The organism is Streptomyces sp. NPDC019443, from assembly GCF_044389785.1.
GTDB lineage: Bacteria > Actinomycetota > Actinomycetes > Streptomycetales > Streptomycetaceae > Streptomyces.
Map to the genome: position 1 here is coordinate 1 of NZ_JBIRYJ010000022.1, position 18,385 is coordinate 18,385.

At 67.5% G+C, this 18,385-nt stretch carries 16 protein-coding genes and 1 pseudogene; 9 read left to right on the top strand and 8 right to left on the bottom strand.

The window, feature by feature from the left end; translation table 11 throughout:
• Both ACH492_RS36365 and ACH492_RS36370 read left to right on the top strand, forming a co-directional pair.
• Nucleotides 1-585: lysophospholipid acyltransferase family protein (locus tag ACH492_RS36365; RefSeq protein ID WP_398993140.1), on the top strand; the 585-nt coding region annotated here is incomplete at its 5' end.
• Between the two features lie 860 nt (nucleotides 586-1,445).
• Nucleotides 1,446-1,991 (top strand): MarR family winged helix-turn-helix transcriptional regulator, encoded by a 546-nt coding sequence (locus ACH492_RS36370; RefSeq protein WP_398993142.1) that lies wholly within the window; start codon nucleotides 1,446-1,448, stop codon nucleotides 1,989-1,991.
• 5 nt (nucleotides 1,992-1,996) lie between these two features.
• On the opposite strand, the gene ACH492_RS36375 is transcribed toward ACH492_RS36370, so the two are convergent.
• Entirely contained in the window at nucleotides 1,997-2,143 is a 147-nt protein-coding gene (locus ACH492_RS36375) for a hypothetical protein (RefSeq protein ID WP_398993144.1), read from the bottom strand.
• 454 nt (nucleotides 2,144-2,597) lie between these two features.
• Between ACH492_RS36375 and ACH492_RS36380 the strand changes: the two genes are divergently transcribed.
• Nucleotides 2,598-3,260: a hypothetical protein gene (locus ACH492_RS36380; protein WP_398993146.1), complete on the top strand. Its 663-nt coding sequence runs from the start codon at nucleotides 2,598-2,600 to the stop codon at nucleotides 3,258-3,260.
• Between the two features lie 71 nt (nucleotides 3,261-3,331).
• On the opposite strand, the gene ACH492_RS36385 is transcribed toward ACH492_RS36380, so the two are convergent.
• Together ACH492_RS36385 and ACH492_RS36390 are read right to left on the bottom strand one after the other, a co-directional pair.
• Nucleotides 3,332-3,931 carry a hypothetical protein gene (locus ACH492_RS36385; protein WP_398993148.1) on the bottom strand — a complete coding sequence of 200 codons (600 nt, stop codon included), beginning with the start codon at nucleotides 3,929-3,931 and terminating at the stop codon, nucleotides 3,332-3,334.
• 532 nt (nucleotides 3,932-4,463) lie between these two features.
• Nucleotides 4,464-5,099, bottom strand: coding sequence for a TetR/AcrR family transcriptional regulator (locus tag ACH492_RS36390; RefSeq protein ID WP_398993150.1), 636 nt, complete (start codon nucleotides 5,097-5,099; stop codon nucleotides 4,464-4,466).
• 92 nt (nucleotides 5,100-5,191) lie between these two features.
• On the opposite strand from ACH492_RS36390, the gene ACH492_RS36395 reads away from it, so the two are divergent.
• The 3 genes from ACH492_RS36395 to ACH492_RS36405 all read left to right on the top strand — a co-directional run bounded on the left by ACH492_RS36395 (nucleotide 5,192) and on the right by ACH492_RS36405 (nucleotide 9,616).
• Nucleotides 5,192-5,854, top strand: coding sequence for a class I SAM-dependent methyltransferase (locus tag ACH492_RS36395; protein WP_398993152.1), 663 nt, complete (start codon nucleotides 5,192-5,194; stop codon nucleotides 5,852-5,854).
• Nucleotides 5,851-6,036 carry a hypothetical protein gene (locus ACH492_RS36400; protein ID WP_398993153.1) on the top strand — a complete coding sequence of 62 codons (186 nt, stop codon included), beginning with the start codon at nucleotides 5,851-5,853 and terminating at the stop codon, nucleotides 6,034-6,036. Before ACH492_RS36395 ends, ACH492_RS36400 begins: the two co-directional genes overlap by 4 nt.
• Nucleotides 6,037-6,808: 772 nt before the next feature.
• A complete protein-coding gene (locus ACH492_RS36405) occupies nucleotides 6,809-9,616 on the top strand; it encodes a Pls/PosA family non-ribosomal peptide synthetase (RefSeq protein WP_398993155.1) in 2,808 nt (935 codons plus the stop codon).
• Between the two features lie 156 nt (nucleotides 9,617-9,772).
• On the opposite strand, the gene ACH492_RS36410 is transcribed toward ACH492_RS36405, so the two are convergent.
• A complete protein-coding gene (locus tag ACH492_RS36410; protein WP_398993157.1) occupies nucleotides 9,773-10,198 on the bottom strand; it encodes a GNAT family N-acetyltransferase in 426 nt (141 codons plus the stop codon).
• Nucleotides 10,199-10,378: 180 nt separating this feature from the next.
• Between ACH492_RS36410 and fxsT the strand changes: the two genes are divergently transcribed.
• The 3 genes and pseudogenes from fxsT to ACH492_RS36425 all read left to right on the top strand — a co-directional run bounded on the left by fxsT (nucleotide 10,379) and on the right by ACH492_RS36425 (nucleotide 15,403).
• Complete coding sequence (fxsT, locus tag ACH492_RS36415; RefSeq protein ID WP_398993159.1) at nucleotides 10,379-12,394, top strand: FxSxx-COOH system tetratricopeptide repeat protein; 2,016 nt, start codon at nucleotides 10,379-10,381, stop codon at nucleotides 12,392-12,394.
• A gap of 76 nt (nucleotides 12,395-12,470) precedes the next feature.
• Nucleotides 12,471-12,782: pseudogene (locus tag ACH492_RS36420) on the top strand (transposase family protein); the annotation flags it as partial.
• Nucleotides 12,783-13,879: 1,097 nt separating this feature from the next.
• Nucleotides 13,880-15,403 carry a hypothetical protein gene (locus ACH492_RS36425; protein ID WP_398993161.1) on the top strand — a complete coding sequence of 508 codons (1,524 nt, stop codon included), beginning with the start codon at nucleotides 13,880-13,882 and terminating at the stop codon, nucleotides 15,401-15,403.
• A gap of 178 nt (nucleotides 15,404-15,581) precedes the next feature.
• On the opposite strand, the gene ACH492_RS36430 is transcribed toward ACH492_RS36425, so the two are convergent.
• Genes ACH492_RS36430 through ACH492_RS36445 form a run of 4 tightly spaced genes read right to left on the bottom strand, consistent with a single transcriptional unit; the run spans nucleotide 15,582 to nucleotide 18,373 of the window.
• A complete protein-coding gene (locus ACH492_RS36430; protein ID WP_398993163.1) occupies nucleotides 15,582-17,030 on the bottom strand; it encodes a cytochrome P450 in 1,449 nt (482 codons plus the stop codon).
• The gene (locus ACH492_RS36435) at nucleotides 17,027-17,650 is read right to left on the bottom strand and encodes a GTP-binding protein (RefSeq protein WP_398993165.1); all 624 of its coding nucleotides are present in this window, start codon (nucleotides 17,648-17,650) and stop codon (nucleotides 17,027-17,029) included. Before ACH492_RS36435 ends, ACH492_RS36430 begins: the two co-directional genes overlap by 4 nt.
• A complete protein-coding gene (locus tag ACH492_RS36440; RefSeq protein WP_398993167.1) occupies nucleotides 17,631-17,987 on the bottom strand; it encodes a DUF742 domain-containing protein in 357 nt (118 codons plus the stop codon). Before ACH492_RS36440 ends, ACH492_RS36435 begins: the two co-directional genes overlap by 20 nt.
• The gene (locus ACH492_RS36445) at nucleotides 17,984-18,373 is read right to left on the bottom strand and encodes a roadblock/LC7 domain-containing protein (RefSeq protein WP_398993277.1); all 390 of its coding nucleotides are present in this window, start codon (nucleotides 18,371-18,373) and stop codon (nucleotides 17,984-17,986) included. The genes ACH492_RS36440 and ACH492_RS36445 overlap by 4 nt, the downstream gene beginning before the upstream one ends.
• Nucleotides 18,374-18,385 lie beyond the last annotated feature (12 nt).

Below are 18,385 nucleotides of genomic sequence, written 5' to 3' on the forward strand. Positions count from 1 at the left end.
GTCGCCGGGAATCACCTGTCGTTCGCGGACCCCCTCCTCATGCCCGCGGTCCTGAAACGGCGCATCACGTTCCTGGCCAAAGCGGAGTACTTCACGGCACCGGGCCTCACGGGCCGCCTGACCACGTTCGTTCTCCGCAGTGCCGGGCAGATTTCGGTCGACAGGTCGGGCAGGACCGCGGGGCAGGCGGCGATCCGGGAGGGGCTGGAAGTACTGGCGAAGGGAGAGCTGCTCGCGATCTACCCGGAGGGCACGCGCTCCCCCGACGGCCGGCTGTACAAGGGCAAGGTCGGGGTCGCGGTGATGGCGCTGGCCGCGCAGGTGCCGGTGATTCCGTGCGCAATGGTGGGGACGTTCGAGATCTGGCCTCCGGGAGGTGTCCTGCCGAGGACCCGGCCGGTCGCGATCCGTTTCGGGGAACCGCTGGACTTCTCGCGCTTCGCGGGGATGGAGCACCAGAAGACGGTGCTGCGGGCCGTCACCGACGAGATCACATACGCAATCCTGGGGCTGTCGGGCCAGGAGTACGTGGATCGGTACGCGGCCGACGTGAAGGCCGGACAGGCGAAGGGGCGGCTGGGCTGAGGTTCCGCCGCCCCTTGGCTGCGCGGGGTCTGGTGTCTGAACGTCCGCGGAATGGGTCGAACGTTCCTGAACGCCTTGGGCCGTTCAGCGTTGCGCCGGTTCACATAGGCCGGTGACCTGCGGCGTCCGGGTCTATGCGGGGCCGTACGGATCAGTAGGTCCCCGGGGTTGTGCGGCGGTCTGCTGGAGGCATGGCTGACATCGACACCACCTCCCAGACGCCCGAGCCCGAACTGCCCGCCTCCTCCCCGGGACCAGCGGTGCCGCCTGAGCCCACGCGGGACCAAGTACTTGACGTGGTGGTCCTGGTTGCCCTGCTGGCCGTGTGCGCCGGGGGTGTACCGCGCCATCGGGGACGCCGGCTTCTCCGTGATCACCGCGGCCGTCGCCGGGCTGTACAGCACCTGGCGCATACGGCGCTGACGGGCAGGTCGCTTCCGATTAGACCTGGCCCTAACGGGCTCAACGTCAGGCTCACTCGTTTGAGGGACGGGGCGCCGGGTGAGGCGGGAGGTGGTTCGGGGTGCTCTCCTTCGCCCAACTCGGTTGTGATATATGTCACTTCAGGTGTCTGGCTGCCCAGTGGAGAAACCAGGCCGGTGCGCTGAGCAGATCGAGGCAGAGCCGCCCAACGATGACGCTTGACCGGGTGGCGAGAGAGCCGGCGCGGGAGGGCTTGAGCGCCTCGTAGTGCACCTGGTAAGGCCTGGAGGGTGCGCACGTTTTTGTGCCGAGGCAGCGGCTGTGCCGGAGGCGCGGCTGGTGTCCCTTCTCGGGTCCTGGCGCGACGCGTCGGTTGCCGAGGTGGCGCTGCGGCACCACCCGAAAGCCTCGACACTCGATGACGCCCCGTCGGGCGGATGTCCGAGATCCGCCCTGACGCCGACGTCAAGCCGCTCGACCCCGCGCAGCTGAACACCTACTTCGTGCTGCTGGAGGCCGTCAGCCTGCTCCAGTACCAGCTCGAACAGCAGCTGCGCGCCGAGGGTGGCATCAGTTACGTCCAGTTCGGGCTACTGGCCCGTCTCGCCGACGCCCCCGGCCCGTTGACCATGACCCAGCTGGCGGACGGCGTCATCTACAGCCGCAGCGGCCTGACCTACCAGGCTGGGCTGCTGGAGAAGGCCGGACTAATCACCCGTGGCCCCGACCCCGACGATGACCGCGCGACCGCCGTCACCCTCACCGACGACGGCTTGGCCCTCGTCCGTCGCGTGCTGCCCGGTCACGCCCAGCTCGCCCGCCGCCTGCTGTTCGATCCGCTCTCCGGCGAAGACCTGCACCACCTCGGCGACATCATGACCCGCGTACGCGACCACATGCGCACCCGGCCGCCTCGCTCCGCCGCCCCCCGCAAACGCCGCCCCAGGTCCACCACCCCCGATGCGAGCGTGCCGGAGGACTGAAGTCCTCACCGGCGGGGCGGCGACAGCGAGTCGCGCGGTGTGCCGGCCACGACCTTGCCGCCGAGAGGGTTGCCTCCCTCGGGATCGCCGGAGAAGGCGGTGTAGCGCAGGACTGCCGGCATCGTCTTCACGACCTGCGTGACTGTTGTCATGCCCTGCGGAACTATGGACCGAAGTGGTTTGTTCCCAGGGACTTTGTGTACCGGCGCGCAGGGACCTGGACGCCGGTCAGATCCAACCTGGGGGCGCGGCCGCATAGATGAGACTCCGGGCGATGGCGTCGCCAGAACTACGCCTCGGCCGACGAGCAACCATCTGGAAGGGCCCGGCCCGCTCGTGTGCCATTGCATGGCCCGCGCCGCGCAGGAGGCCGCCGTCGGTGGCGAGGCCAGTGAAGTACCCCAACTGCAAGCTGATCGAGGGAGTCTGTGTCGTAGGCGTGGGAGCGTCGGCCGGTGCACGGCTGTACACATCCGGGTGGCACCACCGCGCCCACACACGCACAACGTGTCTGCAGGGGTGATGGGTTGCCGAATCCTCACACCTGCACAGACAGGTGATCTAAAGTCCCCACCCAACACCCGCGCACTCCAAGGGAGCCCTCACATGACCGTGCAGGAGAACACCACCCTCAAGGCCGCGTACGCCGGCAAGGTTGCCGCCGACCTCGCCGCGAACACCGCCGAGCAGGACCGCATCCGTGCGGAGATCGAAACCCTGCAGGCCCAACTCGCCACCCTGGAGACCGATCACGCCCTGCTGGAGAGCGTGAGCGCCGCCCTGGGCGACACCACCCGCGCGGTGCCCGCACCCCGCCGCGCCACGAAGAAGACCGCTGCAGTTGCGAAGAAGGCTGCCGCGAAGAACACCGCCGACACAGTAGCGCCGGCGAAGAAGGCTGGCGCGAAGAAGGGGGCGACCAAGAAGGCGACGACGGTGGCCGCGAAGGAGACCGCGGCCACCACAGGCCGGGCGAAGGCAGCCAATACAGGTGCGGACCAGGGTCCGGCGCTGACCGAACTGATCCACGCCCACCTCAGCAGCCAGAGCGAACCGCGCACTGCACGCGAGATCGCGAAGGCCCTCGCCGACGCCAACCCCGGCCGGAACGTCAACGACAACCTCGTGCGCACCACCACCGAGCGTCTGGTGGCCCGCAGCCGCGTCGACCGGGTCAAGCAGGGATCGACCGTCTACTACACGGCCAAGGCTGAGGCGGCATCCGCCGTGTCCGAGCCTGCCGAGAAAGCCACCGCGGCAGCCTCCTGACCGCGGCTCGTTCAACTCGCGCACCAGCGACAGGGCCCAGAAGTGACGTCACTGCTGGGCCCTTCGGGGTGTCAGCGGCGTTGACCGCCGCGCGGAGTGCCGCGTCGCTGGCCGTGTCTGGCCTGCCCCGGAGAACGGCGCGGAGCCTCGTCCGCGCCGGTGGGGGTGGGGGAGGAGAACCCGACCGCCACTGCAGCCGGTGCGGCGGGTGCCGGAACGTTCTGCCCGGCCCGCTCACTGCGCTCCGGTGCCGCTGTGGCCGGCCGGGCGGTGGGTGCGGGCAGGCCCACGACGCGGGTGTGGGTCATGACTTTCGCGCAGGCGGCGCACACTTCGGCGAGGTGCCACACGCGTGCGACGGCCGGATCGTGCCGCAGAACCAGTACGGTGCTGCCGGAGCAGTGAACGCGCATGCCTTCGTGTGCGGCGCAACTCTGTGCCCAGCACTGGCAGGAGGCCCTCTCCCGCACCCTGGCGGCCTTGGCGTGGGAGGCGGCGTGCAGGGCGGCGAAGCGGCGCAGTCCGGCGACGTCCCGCGACCGCGGTGGCAGGGTGCAGGCGCCCGTGGAGCAGGAGACGGTGGCTGTCCGGTCGGCGTGGCCGGTCAGCCGCACCGTCCAGGTACGCCCTGGCGTCCGTCCGGTGGGAAGTTCGGTCGGGGGAGTGCTCACACGCAGCCGTCCGTTCAGGAGGTCAGGGGTCGACACATCATGACTTCCCCGCCAGGTGGTCGTCAGCACCTGGCCGGGGCGGATGATCCGGGTCCCGCGGGGTGGCGCGCCGACCCGGGCGGCCGTCCCGTCGTATGGCCCCGCCGGCGCCACGCGACGGCTCCGCGGGGTTGGGCTCAGGGTGAGCCGTCAGCAGGTCGGCACACCGGTCCGCATGGGCCGACCGGGCAGCGGGAGAAGAGGAATGTGGTTGCCCGCGGCCGGAGCCCTGTCCCGCGGGCCCCTGCACTGTGCCAGATTCCGCTGTGCCCCTGCACCTCGCCTCCCGTGGACTGGGAGCCTTCCACGACGGCCCGTGGGTGCCCGCTGGTGGACGCTCCCCGAGGCCCGGGGCGAGGGGGTGAAGGTCGAACCGGTCGAGATGTTGGACCTGGTGAGCGGTTACTGGGAGGGCTGGCTGCCCGATGGTGAAGTTTCTCTGGTGTGACTGTCGGGGCCGAAGTGGTCCGGCTGGTGTCTCCAGTGGCTGGGGTCAGGCGTCGGGCTCGGTCAGCAGCCGCAGGGTCAGCGAGCCGAGCTGCGCCTCCAGGAGCTCTCGGTCCGGCATCACCGTGCTGCGGAATCGGTGGGATGCCATCAGCGAGAGGAGCCACCAGGCGGCGGCGTCGGGGGCGATGTCGGTTCGTACGTCACCTTCACGCTGTCCCTGCGCCACGAGTTCGGCCAGTGCGTCGGCGAGCTGCTGCATGCCGCGGCTCACCGCCTGTTCGACGTCGGGCTCGGCGGTCAGGGTCATCGCGTCGGCGAAGATCACTCCCAGCGAACCGCTCGCGTGCAGCTCGTCCAGATGGCCGGGGCCGAGCAGCTGCGTGAGTGTCTTGCGCGCCGGGCCGCCCGATGCAGTCACCGCCGTCAGCATCTCGCCCATGCGCTGCGCCGCGTGCTCCACGACCGCCGCGTACAGCGTCGCCTTGGAGCCGAAGTTGTGGAACACCACAGGCTCGGTGACCCCTATGCGGGCCGCGACCTGCGATACCTTGCCCCGCTGGTAACCGGACTCGGCGAACACCTCGGTGGCGGCCGCCACGATCGACGCACGCCGGTCCGCAGCGCTCAGGCGGGTGCGTCGGGTCTTGGCGGGGGCGGAGGGCGGGGGAGTCTCGGGCACGTACTCATCGTAGTCATGGCCTTGCGTCATAACTTAGTCGCGGCTAAGTTAAATGCCGTTCTTAGTCATGACTAAGTAAGGAGAGGTGTGGCATGGGACTGGGACGACTCCTGCACGGCAACCCGAGCCCGGAGACCCCGGGCCTCACGCTCGGCCATGGGCGTGGCTACGACCTGTTCGGCGCGCTGTTCTTCGGTGGTCGGCGCCATCACGTCTTCAATCGCCTCGCCGAACTCAGCGGAGCCCGGCCCGGGGACCGCGCCCTCGATGTCGGCTGCGGCACCGGTCACCTGACCCGCCCTCTCGCTGCCGCGGTCGCCCCTGGCGGCACGGCCCTGGGCGTGGATGCTTCCAGCGCGATGCTCGACCGCGCGCGCCGCGCCGGCGGGCCGGCCAACTGCACCTACGCCACCGGTGTCGCCGAAGCGCTGACGGCGGAGGACGCCTCGTACGACGTGGTCACGACCAGCCTGATGATCCACCACCTGCCGCCCGCCATCCGAGCAACGGCCATCGGCGAGATGTACCGGGTGCTACGCCCCGGAGGGCGGCTCCTCGTCGCCGACTTCCGCCCACCGGCCAACCGGATCGGACGCCACCTGGTCGGTGCCCTCACCGGCCCGGAGATGGAGCACAACCCGGTCCGGCTTATCGAGCCCCTCGTACGGCAGGCAGGTTTCGGGAACGTGGCTGTCGGCGACCTCCATCCCTGGATCCACTACGTCAGCGCCACCAAGCCCGGCGTCGCCGTATGAGCCGCGGGCGGCGCGGTGAGCGCCTCCTGCGCGCCGCTGTCATACCTCTGGTCCTCGGCGGCATCGCCCTTCATCTCTGGCTCGGCACAAAGGTGGGGCTCGTTATCGCGGCGCTCGGTCTGGGCCTGCACGGCGTCGCCGTGATGCTCGGCCGACGCTGGATCACGCGGTGGAACGAGTGACGAGAGTGCCCCGATGGGTCGGCCCACGCTACCGAGGGCATGGAGTTGGAGAGACTCCTCTGAGTGGCGGCCCGCACGGCAGATGCGGGTCTTGCCCGCGATATCCACACCGGCCACATGGCAGGAGGTACCCCGCCGGTCGGCGGGGGTGGTTCGGACACCTGCCGGATGGTTGAAACCGGCATTTCTCCGGAGCCTGAAAATATGGGATACGACTCAGCTCCGGGCCAAGCCGTCCGCGGCGCCAGCCTCGGACGACTGTCCTCTCTGTGCGTCGACGACCAGACGATCGATGGGTCTCGATCTCGCACCCTTCACTCTGGATCTCCGCACCTGACTCCTGCAGCTGCTCACGCTACAGGCCGACCCACCGGCGCTCGGGCGCGTTTTGATCCGTCGAGCGGTCCTGATCTCCCTGGGGCGCAGCCTGGCCTTGCTCGACACCTTGCGCCGTTCAGAGGCGCGGACCCGGCCGTGGTCCGGCCTGTCTGTCATTGCGGGCCGTCACTTACCGACGCTTGGCGTGGAGGGCCCGCGGCGGTGCTCGAAAAGCCTGACCAGAGGCGGAGCCACCGCCCAGGTTGCCCTGTCAAGTCACGAGTTCCAGTGGCAGGACACAGATCGCCCGATCGGGCCTACTTGGCGGAAAACGTTCGGCGCCGGACAGCGCGCCTCGTTCGAGAGCTGGTGTTACTTCCCTACGCGTGCGACAGGGCGGAACGGTTTCGGCAGTCATCTGAAAGTGGACGAACTGACTGGAGGCGACGGGCACATGTATTCCGACATCACGAGGGCCGCGGGCAAGAACAGTGGAGCGGTCGGCACCGAAGCGCTCCTGGCCGAGGTTCTGGCCGGTGTTCTGCGTACTGAGCGGGTGCCGGTGGACAACAATTTCTTCGCGGATCTGGGTGCTGATTCGTTGGTGATGGCTCAGTTCTGTGCGCGAGTGCGTAAGCGGGATGATCTGCCGACGGTGTCGATGAAGGACATCTACCAGCATTCGACGATCCGGAGCCTGGCTGCAGCTTTCGGGGCCGGCGCCTCCGCCCCGGCGCAGGAGGACGTCCCGTCCGCCGGGGCGTCGCCGACGGATGCGCCGGCGGTCGACACCGAGAGCCTGCTGGGGGACGTGCTGGCTGGTGTCCTGCGTACCGAGCAGGTGCCGGTGGACAGTGACTTCTTCACCGACCTGGGCGCCGACTCCATGGTGATGGCCCATTTCTGCGCCAGGGTCAGGAAACGGGATGACCTGCCGACGGTGTCGATGAAGGACATCTACGGGAACCCCACGATCGAGAGCCTGGCCGCCTCGTTCACGGATGCTCCCGCCGCTGTCCGCTCCCCGGCACCCCCGCATGCGGCGTCAGAGCCCTCCCAGCCGAAGCCGGGCGGCGATGCCCGGTCCGGCGCATCCGGCGCGCCGCAGTCCGGTACCTGGCGGTACGTGCTGTGCGGGACGGCCCAGCTGCTGATCTTTCTCGTCTTCTCCTCTCTCGGCGCCACGATTGCCGTCCTCGGCTACGAGTGGATCCTGGAAGGCTCGGGGACGGCCGGGGTCTACCTGCGGGCGGTGATGTTCAGTGCGGCGCTCTTCCTCGGCGTCTGCGCGCTGCCCGTTGCGGCCAAGTGGATGCTCATCGGCCGCTTCACCGCGCGCAGGATCCCCGTCTGGAGCCTTGCCTACCTTCGCTTCTGGTGCGTCAAGACCCTCATTCGTACAAGCCCGGTGCGTCTGTTCACCGGTTCACCGCTGTACGTGCTGTACCTCAGAGCGCTTGGCGCGCACATCGGAAAAGGCGTCACCATCCTTTCCCGCACCGCGCCTGTCTGCACCGACCTCCTGTCCATCGGTGACGGTACGGTCGTCCGCAAGGATGTGCTGATGTCCTGCTACCGTGCGGACGACGGCTGGATCGAGACGGGGCCGGTCACCCTCGGCGCGGACGTGACCGTCAGCGAGCAGGCCGTCGTCGACATCGGGACATCGATGGGCGACGGCGCCCAGCTGGGCCACGCCTCCTCCCTGCACTCGGGGCAGGTGGTTCCGGCCGGAGAGTCGTGGCACGGTACGCCGGCGCAGCCGACGACGACCGATTTCCGGGCCGTCGAGCCCGCCGCGTGCGGCACCCTTCGCGGGGCCTTCTACAGCCTGTCGCAGCTGCTTGCCATGCTGCTCGTGTACCTGCCGCTGACGCTGGCGGGTGTGAGCCTGGTGTTCACCGTGGCGCCGCAGCTGAACGCAGTGTTCAGCCCACAGACGCCTGCCATCACGAGCCCCGCGTTCTACCTCGAGGCACTTGTCGCTTCCCTGGTGGCCTTCTTCGGCGGCATATTGGCGGGCCTGCTGGTGGTGAGCACGGTGCCGCGGTTGCTCAGCCTGGCGATCACACCGGGCAGGACCTACCGGCTGTACGGCTTCCACTACGGTATCCAGCGGGCGATCACGCGGCTGACCAACATCAAGTTCTTCACCACGCTCTTCGGGGACAGCTCCGCGATCGTGCACTACCTGCGGTGCCTGGGATACGACCTGAGCCATGTCGAGCAGACCGGGTCGAACTTCGGCACGCTCGTCAAGCACGACACCCCCTACCTCAGCACGGTCGGCAGCGGGACGATGGTCGCCGACGGGCTGTCGATCATCAACGCCGACTTCTCCAGCTCGTCCTTCCGCTTCTCCCCGACCTCGATCGGGCCGAACAACTTCCTCGGCAACCGCATCGCCTACCCCTCACGCGGCCGGACCGGCGACAACTGCCTGCTCGCGACGAAGGTCATGGTCCCCATCGACGGGCCGGTGCGTGAAGGCGTGGGACTGCTCGGCTCACCCAGCTTCGAGATCCCGCGCACGGTGCTGCGCGACACTCAGTTCGACCACCTGGCCCACGGCGACGAGCTGCGCCGCCGCCTCGCTGCCAAGAACAAGCACAACGCGGTCACCGCGAGCCTGCACCTGCTGGCGCGATGGTTCCACTTCTTCGTACTCGCCCTCATCGCCATGGCCGCCGTCGAGCTCTACCAGACCATCGGTCTGCTGGCCTTCGCACTGGCCGGCCTGCTCACCTGGATCTTCACCATCGTCTACTTCACGCTGGTCGAACGGGCCGTCACACGGATCCACCCGGTGAAGCCGCTGTACTGCTCGATCTACGAGCCTGACTTCTGGGCGCATGAACGCTTCTGGAAACTGACGTCGCACCAATACATGCAGGCGTTCAACGGCACTCCGTTCAAAACCATGGTCTGGCGGCTGCTGGGCGTGCGGATCGGCCGCCGGGTCTTCGACGACGGCTGCTCCATCACCGAGCGGACCCTCACCAGCATCGGGGACGGCTGCACCCTAAACGCCGGGACGGTCATCCAATGCCACTCGCAGGAGGACGGCGCCTTCAAGTCCGACCACGCCGCGATCGGCGCGGGCGTGACCCTCGGCGTGAACGCGTTCGTCCACTACGGCACCACGATCGGCGACCAGGCACAACTCGCCGCGGACACCTTCCTGATGAAGGGTGAGGAGGTCACTGAGCGCGCACGGTGGGCCGGCAACCCGGCCACGGAGACCGGCGTCGTCAGCGGGTGAAGAACCTATCGTCCCGTAGGCCAGTGCCCGTGCTTCGACTGTGTGGGCGGTGACCGCATGGCCGGACAGTCGGGCTTCGCCGTGGACATCCGGCTCCGATGCCGCCCGACACTGTCAATGGCTTCGTACTACAGCTCCTGCAGGACCATGAGGACCTCATCGCGATCCTCTCCGGGAGCGAAGCGAAGGGCGCCCGGCCAGCGGCCGACCTCCTTCCACCCCCAGCCTTCCGTAGAAGTCCTCCAACCCCATACCACCACGTGCGGCCAAGTGGAGTTGTTCGAGATCCATGTCCTGGCGAGCGATCTGGCGTGCCGCGGTCATGAGCGCCGAGCCGATTCCGCGTCCACTGCACCGCGGATGCGTCTGGACGTGACGCAGCGTTCCCCAGTGCGCGATGAGCGCGGAGGTGTTACGGCGTATGTTCAGCCAGCCCGTCAGCTCTTCATCGACGAACGCCATGACGAGGCGGGAAGTTTCCGGAGCGAGACGCTGCATGAGGGCTTCGACCGCTGGTACGGCGTGACCGGCGTCGATTCGGCGGGAAGGGAAACCCGGCTGCCCCGCCGGCGTTGGTGACATCGACCCAGCAGTCTGTGAGGGCACCCTTCAAGGAGTATTAGGTTCTGTCTCTTTGGTCAGCGGCGTATCCGGTGCTGCCGGTCCGCTGACCGTGGTCGATTCCTCGGGCGGTGCGGCTCCTGGGATAAGATCACGCTGGCTGTTGATCGTCGCGGTCGCCGTCATACCGAAGAGGGAGCCATGTGGCGAACGCTGGCCAGCGCGGTGGCCGGTTTGCTCGTGCTGTTCGTCGGCAGTCTTGCCTTCAACGCGGCGTCTGGCCAGAGCCGCTGGCCGGGGCCGCTCGACCTTGTGCGTGTCCACCCGTGGGTGGTGCTCCTCATCCTGATACCAATGTCGCTTATCGGGCTGTGGCAGGCGCCGCGCCGCGACCGTGCGCAGGACCCGCTCGCGCCCGTGGCGTACCGGCTGCCGCCGCGCAACACCAACTTCACCGGCCGCGACGCGACACTGCGGGAGTTGCGGCAGCGCCTCACCTCGGTGAACGACGTCGCGATGCTGGTCGTGCACGGGCTGGGTGGCGTCGGCAAGACCCAGCTCGCGGTCGAGTACGCCTACCGCTACCTGTCGAAGTACCGGTTCGTCGCGTTCGTGGACGCCGAGCACCCCGACCTGGTGGCGTCGCAGTTCGTATCGCTGGCCAGGGAGCTGGGGCTGGCGGAGGTGAGCTCCGACCAGGTCATCCCACGGGTGTACGGCAAGTTGCTGGACCGCAGGCCCTGGCTGATTATTTTCGACAACGGGGAGAAACCGGGCACGCTCACGCACGCGCTGCCGTCGGGTGGCCTGGCGAGCAACGGCCATGTCATCGTCACGACCAGGGTGAGTGGCTGGTCGAGCAGAGCCGGCGTCATCGACCTGGATGTGTTCACCAGGCGAGAGTCGGTGGAGCTGCTGGTCCGGCGGGTGCCCGACATGACTGCGGCGGTGGCGGACCGGATCGCCGAGCAACTGGGGGACTTGCCGCTGGCGTTGGAGCAGGCGGCCGGGTACATGGGCTACAACCACACGGCGCCCGAGGAGTACTTGACTCTGCTGATGTCGCGGCTGGAGGACATGATCGCGCGGGGCGAGCTGACCGACCGGCCGGCGGTGGTCGCGACCCTGTGGCAGCTCAGTGTGCGAAGGCTGGAGACGGACCAGCCCCAGGCGGTGCGGCTGCTGGAGCTGTGTGCTCTGCTGGCGCCGGAGCCGATCCCACTGGACCTGTTCACGGGCAGCCCCGAAATGCTGAACGTAGCCGCAGCCGACCCGCTGGCGTGGGACACGACGGTCGGCGCCCTGGCTGGTCTGGGTCTCGCGAGGCGCGGGAACGCGTCCCTGGTGCTGCACCGGCTGGTTCAGGCCGCCGTCCGGGCAGCGATGCCGGACGAGGTGCACACTGACGTTCGGGTCCAGCTGTGCCGTGCGCTGCTCGCGGCCGTGCCGCACGACATCCACGGTGACCCGGATGCGCGGCCGCGGTGGCAGGAGCTGCTCCCGCACGTGATTGCGGTGGCCAAGGACGATCCACCGGCCGAGTGCGCTGCGGAGACGGCGGTGCTGCTGAGGCTGGCGTCGGTGTTCCTCCTCCAGATCGGGGATTGCTCGGTGGCGCTGCCCCTGTGTGAACGTGCCCTCGCGATTGACGAGTCGCTCGAGGGCCGGGATGCGGAGGTCGGCTTCGACCTGATCACCCTGGCGCAGATCCACCGGGACCTCGACGCGCCGGAGAGGGCACGCCCGCTGGCGGAACGCGCGCTGCGCCTGCACGAGTCCTGCCTGTCGGCGGATAGTCCCGCCATCGCGACGGACCTGGCCACGCTTGCGCGGATACTGTGCCTTCTCGGTGAACACGGGGCGGCGCAGCCACTGGCCGAGCGAGCGCTACAGATCGACGAGACGGCGTACGGGCCGGACGACCCGTACGTGAGCTTCGACCTGATAGCACTGGCGACCGTCCACCTTGACCTCGGCGACTACGCCACGGCGGTGGCGCTGATCTCGCGGGCGCTGCGGATCCGCGAGGCCAGTTACGCGCCGGACCACCTGTACATCGGGTACGCCCTGCTGCTCAAGGCCCGAGCCCTGCACCCGCTGAACGACCCGACCGCAGCGGACCTCGCGCGTCGGGGTGCACAGATCCTGCACACCCAACTAGGCAAGACCCACCCCAAGACCGAGGATGCATTCGCTCTGGTCAACCGTCTACGTTGAGCCCTTGCCAACCTGACGGTGGGGACTGGCGGTTGGCGGACTGTACGAACTGGCGAAGCTCCTGGTAGACGGGTTCCTGGCCCATCTGCGCTGCGGGGACACCTACGCCCAGCTTGCCTCCGGGTTCGGCATCGGGATCGCGACCGTCTACCGCTACGTCCGCGAGGCAATAGAGGTCCTGTCCGCTTTCGCGCCCAGCCTGGCCGAGGCGGTCCGGGCCGCGAGCCGACTGGCCTTCGTCATCCTCGACGGGACACTGCTGCCGATCGACCGGATCGCTGCCGACACCCCGTACTACTCCGGGACACACAAGCGGCACGGCATGAACGTCCAGGTCCTGACCGACCCGTTCGGCCGCCTGGCATGGGCCTCGCCCGCGTTGCCCGGCTAGCGGCCATTGGAAGTCAGTCGGCCAGACGCAACGAACCACCGACCGTCCATAAGAAACGACACCTTGTGGGTCCGACATCCGCGGTGACCACAAATCCAGCGTCGAACGAAATCCTCTGACACCCAAGGAAGAAAGGATTCAAGCCGTTGCGTTTGGCGCCGATTAGGCGTGGACCAGCTGGGAACAAGGGGCGCGATGTCGGGTGTGGCCGTACAGGCAAGGCCGTTCCGGACATGTCCCAAGGTGGTCTTGCGGCCAAATCGCATCCGGACAACCGGGTTCCGCTGGCCGATTCCGTTCCTCTCGCAGGGGCCCATAGCGCTACTATCTTCGATTGAAACCAGTAGCACTTGGGGGGATCAAAGGTAACGAGCCACTGCGCCTTCGGGCCTGAAAATACGTCAGGAAGGTTGGGACAACGCGTGCAGTGCGCTTGGGACAGGAACCGCTGCCAGGGGAGGCGTCGATGCCGTTGCAAGGTGGCGCTCCAGGAGACATCGACCTCGCCGACCCAGTTCCACCTCACCGCCCGCAGTGGTCGCCTCCCACGCAAACTGCCCTAAGGTCCCGCGCCTGGTGCCGTGCACCACCAGCATTCATCGCCCCACCAAAACCATTCTGACCAACAGCGTACCCATCGGCCAGAGGTCTTGGCGCGCAGTCCGGCCACGACGGGAAACACCAACTCATAATCCGCCGCACAGGCTCCGAGTCCTCGCTGGGGTCTGCCTTCACCACAATGGGCCCCGCTGGCTTGTCCAGACTGGCCGACGGCTGCATCACGACGCCCATTAACCGAATCAGAACTACCACCGATCCCCTCCACCGCTGTAGGGGGCTGATTGGAGGACGGCAATGTTCAAGGATAAAGGGGCGCCGATTCACGGTGCAGAGATGAAAACCGGCAGCCTTCCCGCCGCGGAAGATATGGCAGCCTCGTATAACCGGGGGCCCCAATGATGAGGCGAAGCGAGACCAGCGGCAAGCTCAAAGGCACGATCAAGGCAAACATCAGGCCGTGCACCACAAAGTATAAGCGCCGCGAAGAAGAGGGCATCGCGCGCCTCAGCGTGGCCGACGCCCGAAGGCGCCAAGTGAACACCGCAGCGTTGTCGGTGGAAGGAGCCCTGAACCGCGCACCGAAGGAGTTCCCCGAGCCTGACGGACACGGCGGAGCACGCCTACGTGAGTTGGACAAGTGCCTCAACGTCGTCCGGAAGGCGTTCCCCGGCGTGGAAACCGAGGTTCGGATGTGCATGCTGGCCTGCCAGATGCTGGAAGGCGCATGGCGCGAACGGGCACAGACCGCGCTCCCCACCCCGGACGAGGCGGCCCCGTGCACATGCACCTTCTGCTCCCGGCTCCCGGCGCCGCCCCCACGCCAGCTGCAGGACTACGACTGGCGCAGAAGCGACGGACGCCCGCTCACTGTCAAGACGTGGCCCTATCGGCAGGAACTCGACAGCGTCCTGACCGGCGGCTGGGTATGGACCAGGAAGATGAACGACTCAGACGTGGACTTCGGCCTCCGGTTCCGGTACGAGGACGACATCCTGGTTTTTCACGAATACAAACGCGCCGTGACAGCCATCGATGTCGCAGAGGTTACTCAAGTCGTCAAGGAGGGCCTCGCCGAACGCTTTAGCACCAACGGGGTTCGCGCCCTCGTCTCCGGGCTCTACGCCGCCTACAAGCGGTCCGTGGACGAGCACTGGCTCACACGGCACACTGCGGGCACCGTTACCCTTCCGCAGTCCTCCCCGTTCGACAAGCCCACCTACGCCCTGCTCCAGTTGCTGGACTGCCTGTTCTGGCACACCGCCCCCGACGGCGAACTCTGGCAGGAAGAGAACCTGGCCTCGCTCGTCCTGTGTCGCGTACTGAATGACATGGTCGACGTCAGAGCTGACGCCGTCACCGGGGAAATCGACAACTTCTGGCTGTCCTCCATGTCCAGCCACGAGAAGACCCTGTACGCGGTGTGCGCCATTGCTCTGGTCAAATACGGGTGCATGCCGGAATCCCACGGCCTGATGTGGAATACGTGGCTCATGGGAACCACCATGGTTTGGATGGGGCTGACTGGTCGTCACGCTCTGTGGTACGACGGCATCACCAACGGCCTGCCCCCAATCGAGGACTGCCCCTTGTGTGGTATCCAGCCCAACGCCTGTGTCGGCCTGGTGTCCGGCGGCGTCACCTTACGCACCGGCCCCCGACCCACAGTGGAAAGCCTGGGCGCACGCGCGACCCTGCTCTCGGCCCGCTGCAGCACCGAGTACCCCAAGGCGTGGCAGCTGCTCCACACCGAACTCGCCGCCTTCGAAGGCCTCCACGGCGAATGGCACGGCGACGTTAACAGCACCTGGGAGATCCTGCGCCGTACCTACCTCGCTGCCGTCACCGCATCGCTCGAGGGCGGGGCGGGCGCGCGTGCCGTCCAGATCGACTCCGGAGCTGTCGGCGCTGACCTCTTCCATATCCTGCACCGGCCGCCGACCTGGAAGGAAGACACCGCGCTGCTCGCCTACATGTTCGGGTGCGCACACCCGCACTTCCCGTGGAACAGCCAGGGCTACGCGCCGGCGAAAGTTGGCGGCGACTGGTTGGACGGCTGAACCGCCCCGGCTCAGGATGAGCGAACCTGGCGGTTTCTTGGCCTTGAGTGAGCAAACCGTGCACGCTGCGCCAGACCGTTTGAGCGCTCGGTTGGTGCCGCTCTGCTGTGAGGGCTGCCGGCCCAGGCTCTCCGGCAGCCCCCTCGGCTCTGGCTCGGTCCAGCGAGACCTGCGAGCCCTACCGCCTCCGCAGGAACCGCATCAGCCGCGCCCGCCACGAGGCGCGGGGTTCGGGTCGGCGCATCAACTCGGGCTCGGATACTGGCCATTGGTGTGCCGCCGACATAACGCTGCTTGGCGCGGGCGGGGCGGGCAGCGGTGCCAGCACATCATGGGCTTCCGAAGTGCGGGAAGTGAACTTCACGGGCAGCGCAGTCAGATGGCGGGTCCAGGTGGAGGAGCGCCAGCTGAGCTCTTCCTCGGGGATCGCCGGGCTGATGTCGGGAAGCCGAGTAAGCAGGATGTCGATGCCGGTGTCGGCGATGACGCGGCCGATGTCCTGGCCGGGGCACTCGTGGGCGCCGGCGCTGAAGGACAGGTGCGCGCGGTTGTGGTGGACGCGAGTCGAGGGATCCGGGCGGACCGCCTGATCAACGTTCCCGGCGGCCAGGCCCAGCAGGAGCATGTCTCCCGCCTTGATCTCCTGCCCTCCGAGGGAGGTGTCACCGGTGGCCCAGCGGCCTGGGCACACCATCAGCGGTGGCTCGTCCCAGAGCACCTGCTCCACTGCTTCCGGCAAGGTCATCTGGCCCCCGGCCAGCGATCCGCGGAACCGCGGGTCAGTGACCACCATGCGTAGCACGTTGGCCATGAGATTGGCGGTTGTCTCATAGCCTGCGAGCAGGATGAGGCGCAGGTGGTGCTGCACCTCCTCGTCGCTGAGGTTGGCCGGGTGGGCCATCAGTACGGATGCGATGTCCTGCCCGGGCAAGGCGCGCTTGGCGATGACGAGCTGCTCGAGGGTCTCCAGCAAATAAGCGTTGCTGGCGAGCGCCGTTTCGGAACCCTTGATCAGGTCCCGGCAGGCATGCACGAGCTTGGGACCGTACTCGTCCGGCATTCCGAGGAGGTGGGTGAGAACGAGCATGGGCAGGTGTTCGGTGAACTGACCGACCAGCTCCGCCTTGCCTTTTTCGCAGAATTCGTCGACCAGTTGGTGCGCGAAGCGGGTGATGTGGCGGCGGATTCCGCGTTGATCGAACTGGTTGAGGCCGGTCGTGACCGCGCCGCGCAGGCGCTGGTGCTCTTCGCCGTCAGCGGATACGCAGTCGGGACGCCATCCGATCATCGGGACCAGCGGCGAGGTGGTGGGGTCGATCTCACCACTCTTCCAGCCGTGCCAGATGCGGGAGTCACGGGAGAACTGGGTGGAGCGGCTGGCCACATCACGGTTCTCGAGGTACCCCAGAACGAGCCAGGCACGTACGTTCCCGTCGAGCAGGACGGGCGCCACGGGACCGTGAGCGGCACGCAACTTCTCGTACAGGCCCATGGGGTCGGTTTCGGCAGCGGGGCCATAGAGCCGGGTCACTCCGTCGGCTCCTGCGGCGGTGTGGGCCGGGCAGCCCGGGGGCGGGGTGAGCCCTGATTCTGTGGTGGTGGTGTGGTCAGTGGGTGGGACGGTCATGCGGACTCCTGAGCGGCGGCGAGGGTGCGCAGGTAGCCCATCAGTGAGAGCAGGGCGTCGCGGCTGGAGGACCGGTCGCGTGCGTCACAGGTGATGATGGGCACCGATTCCTTGAGGGCCAGAGCAGTGCGCAGGGCGGGTATCGGGTGCTTCGGGGCCTCGGGGAACGTGTTGATGGCCACGACGAAGGGGACGCGGCGGTCTTCCAGACGGGTGATGATCTCGAAACAGACTTCGATCCTCCGGGTGTCGACGAGGACCACGGCGCCGAGCGCGCCTTCGAAAATGCCGTTCCACAAGAACCAGAAGCGCTCCTGTCCCGGCGTTCCGAAGAGATAGAGGATCAGCTGCTCGTTGATGCTGATGCGACCGAAGTCCATCGCAACGGTTGTGGTGTTCTTGCCTTTGGTCCCGGGATTGTGGTCGATCCCGACGCCGGCCTGAGTCATAGATTCTTCGGTGGTCAAGGGCGAGATCTCGCTCACCGCCCCGACCATGGTCGTCTTGCCGACCCCGAAGCCGCCGACAATCACGACCTTGACGCCCCTGGCGCCGTGCGGCAGCAGCACGTCCGAGCTGCGGGGGCCGGCGGCGGGTGCGTCAGAGCTTGCGTAGTCCATGGATCACCGCCTCCAGAAGGTCAAATTCGGGGACCGCCGCGACAGGGACGGGAGCAATGGCCTCAACTCGCTTGTCACCGACGAGCGTGGAGAGCAGCACCGTGACGACGCTGAACGGCAGGCTGAGATATGCGGAGATCTCGGCGACCGAGAGCGGGTAGTGACACATGGTGAGGATGGCCGCCTGCTCGGGCTGCATACCGGGTTCGGGTGCGGACCTCGATGCGATGAGGGTGACCAGGTCGAAGGTCTTGGCTGTGGGACCCGGGCCACCGGAGATGACATACAGCGGAACGGGACTGCCCTCATCCCATGCGCCCTGGTTCTCCAACGTCACATCGCCTGCCCGATGTCATCACGAGGCGGGCTGGTCATGTGCTGGCCGATGCGGACCACCAGGGTACGCATGCGGTCGCCCAGCAACCCTGCGTCCACTTCCTCATCGGCCAGCACCGCGAGGTAGGCCCCTGGTCCGGCCGCCATCAGGGAGAAGTATCCGCCGTCGACTTCGATCCCGACCATGCGCGTCGAGCCGTCTCCGTGAGGGAACTTCTGCGCGATGGCCTTCGACAGGCTCTGCATGCCCGAGCAGGCAGCGGCGATCGCGTCAGCGGTGTCGGTCTCCGTGTTCGCTTGACCGATGCACAGGCCGTCCGAGGACAATACGATCACGTGTCGTACATACGGGACGCTGGCAGCGAGCTCGTTGAGCATCCAGTCCATGTTGGGCAGTTG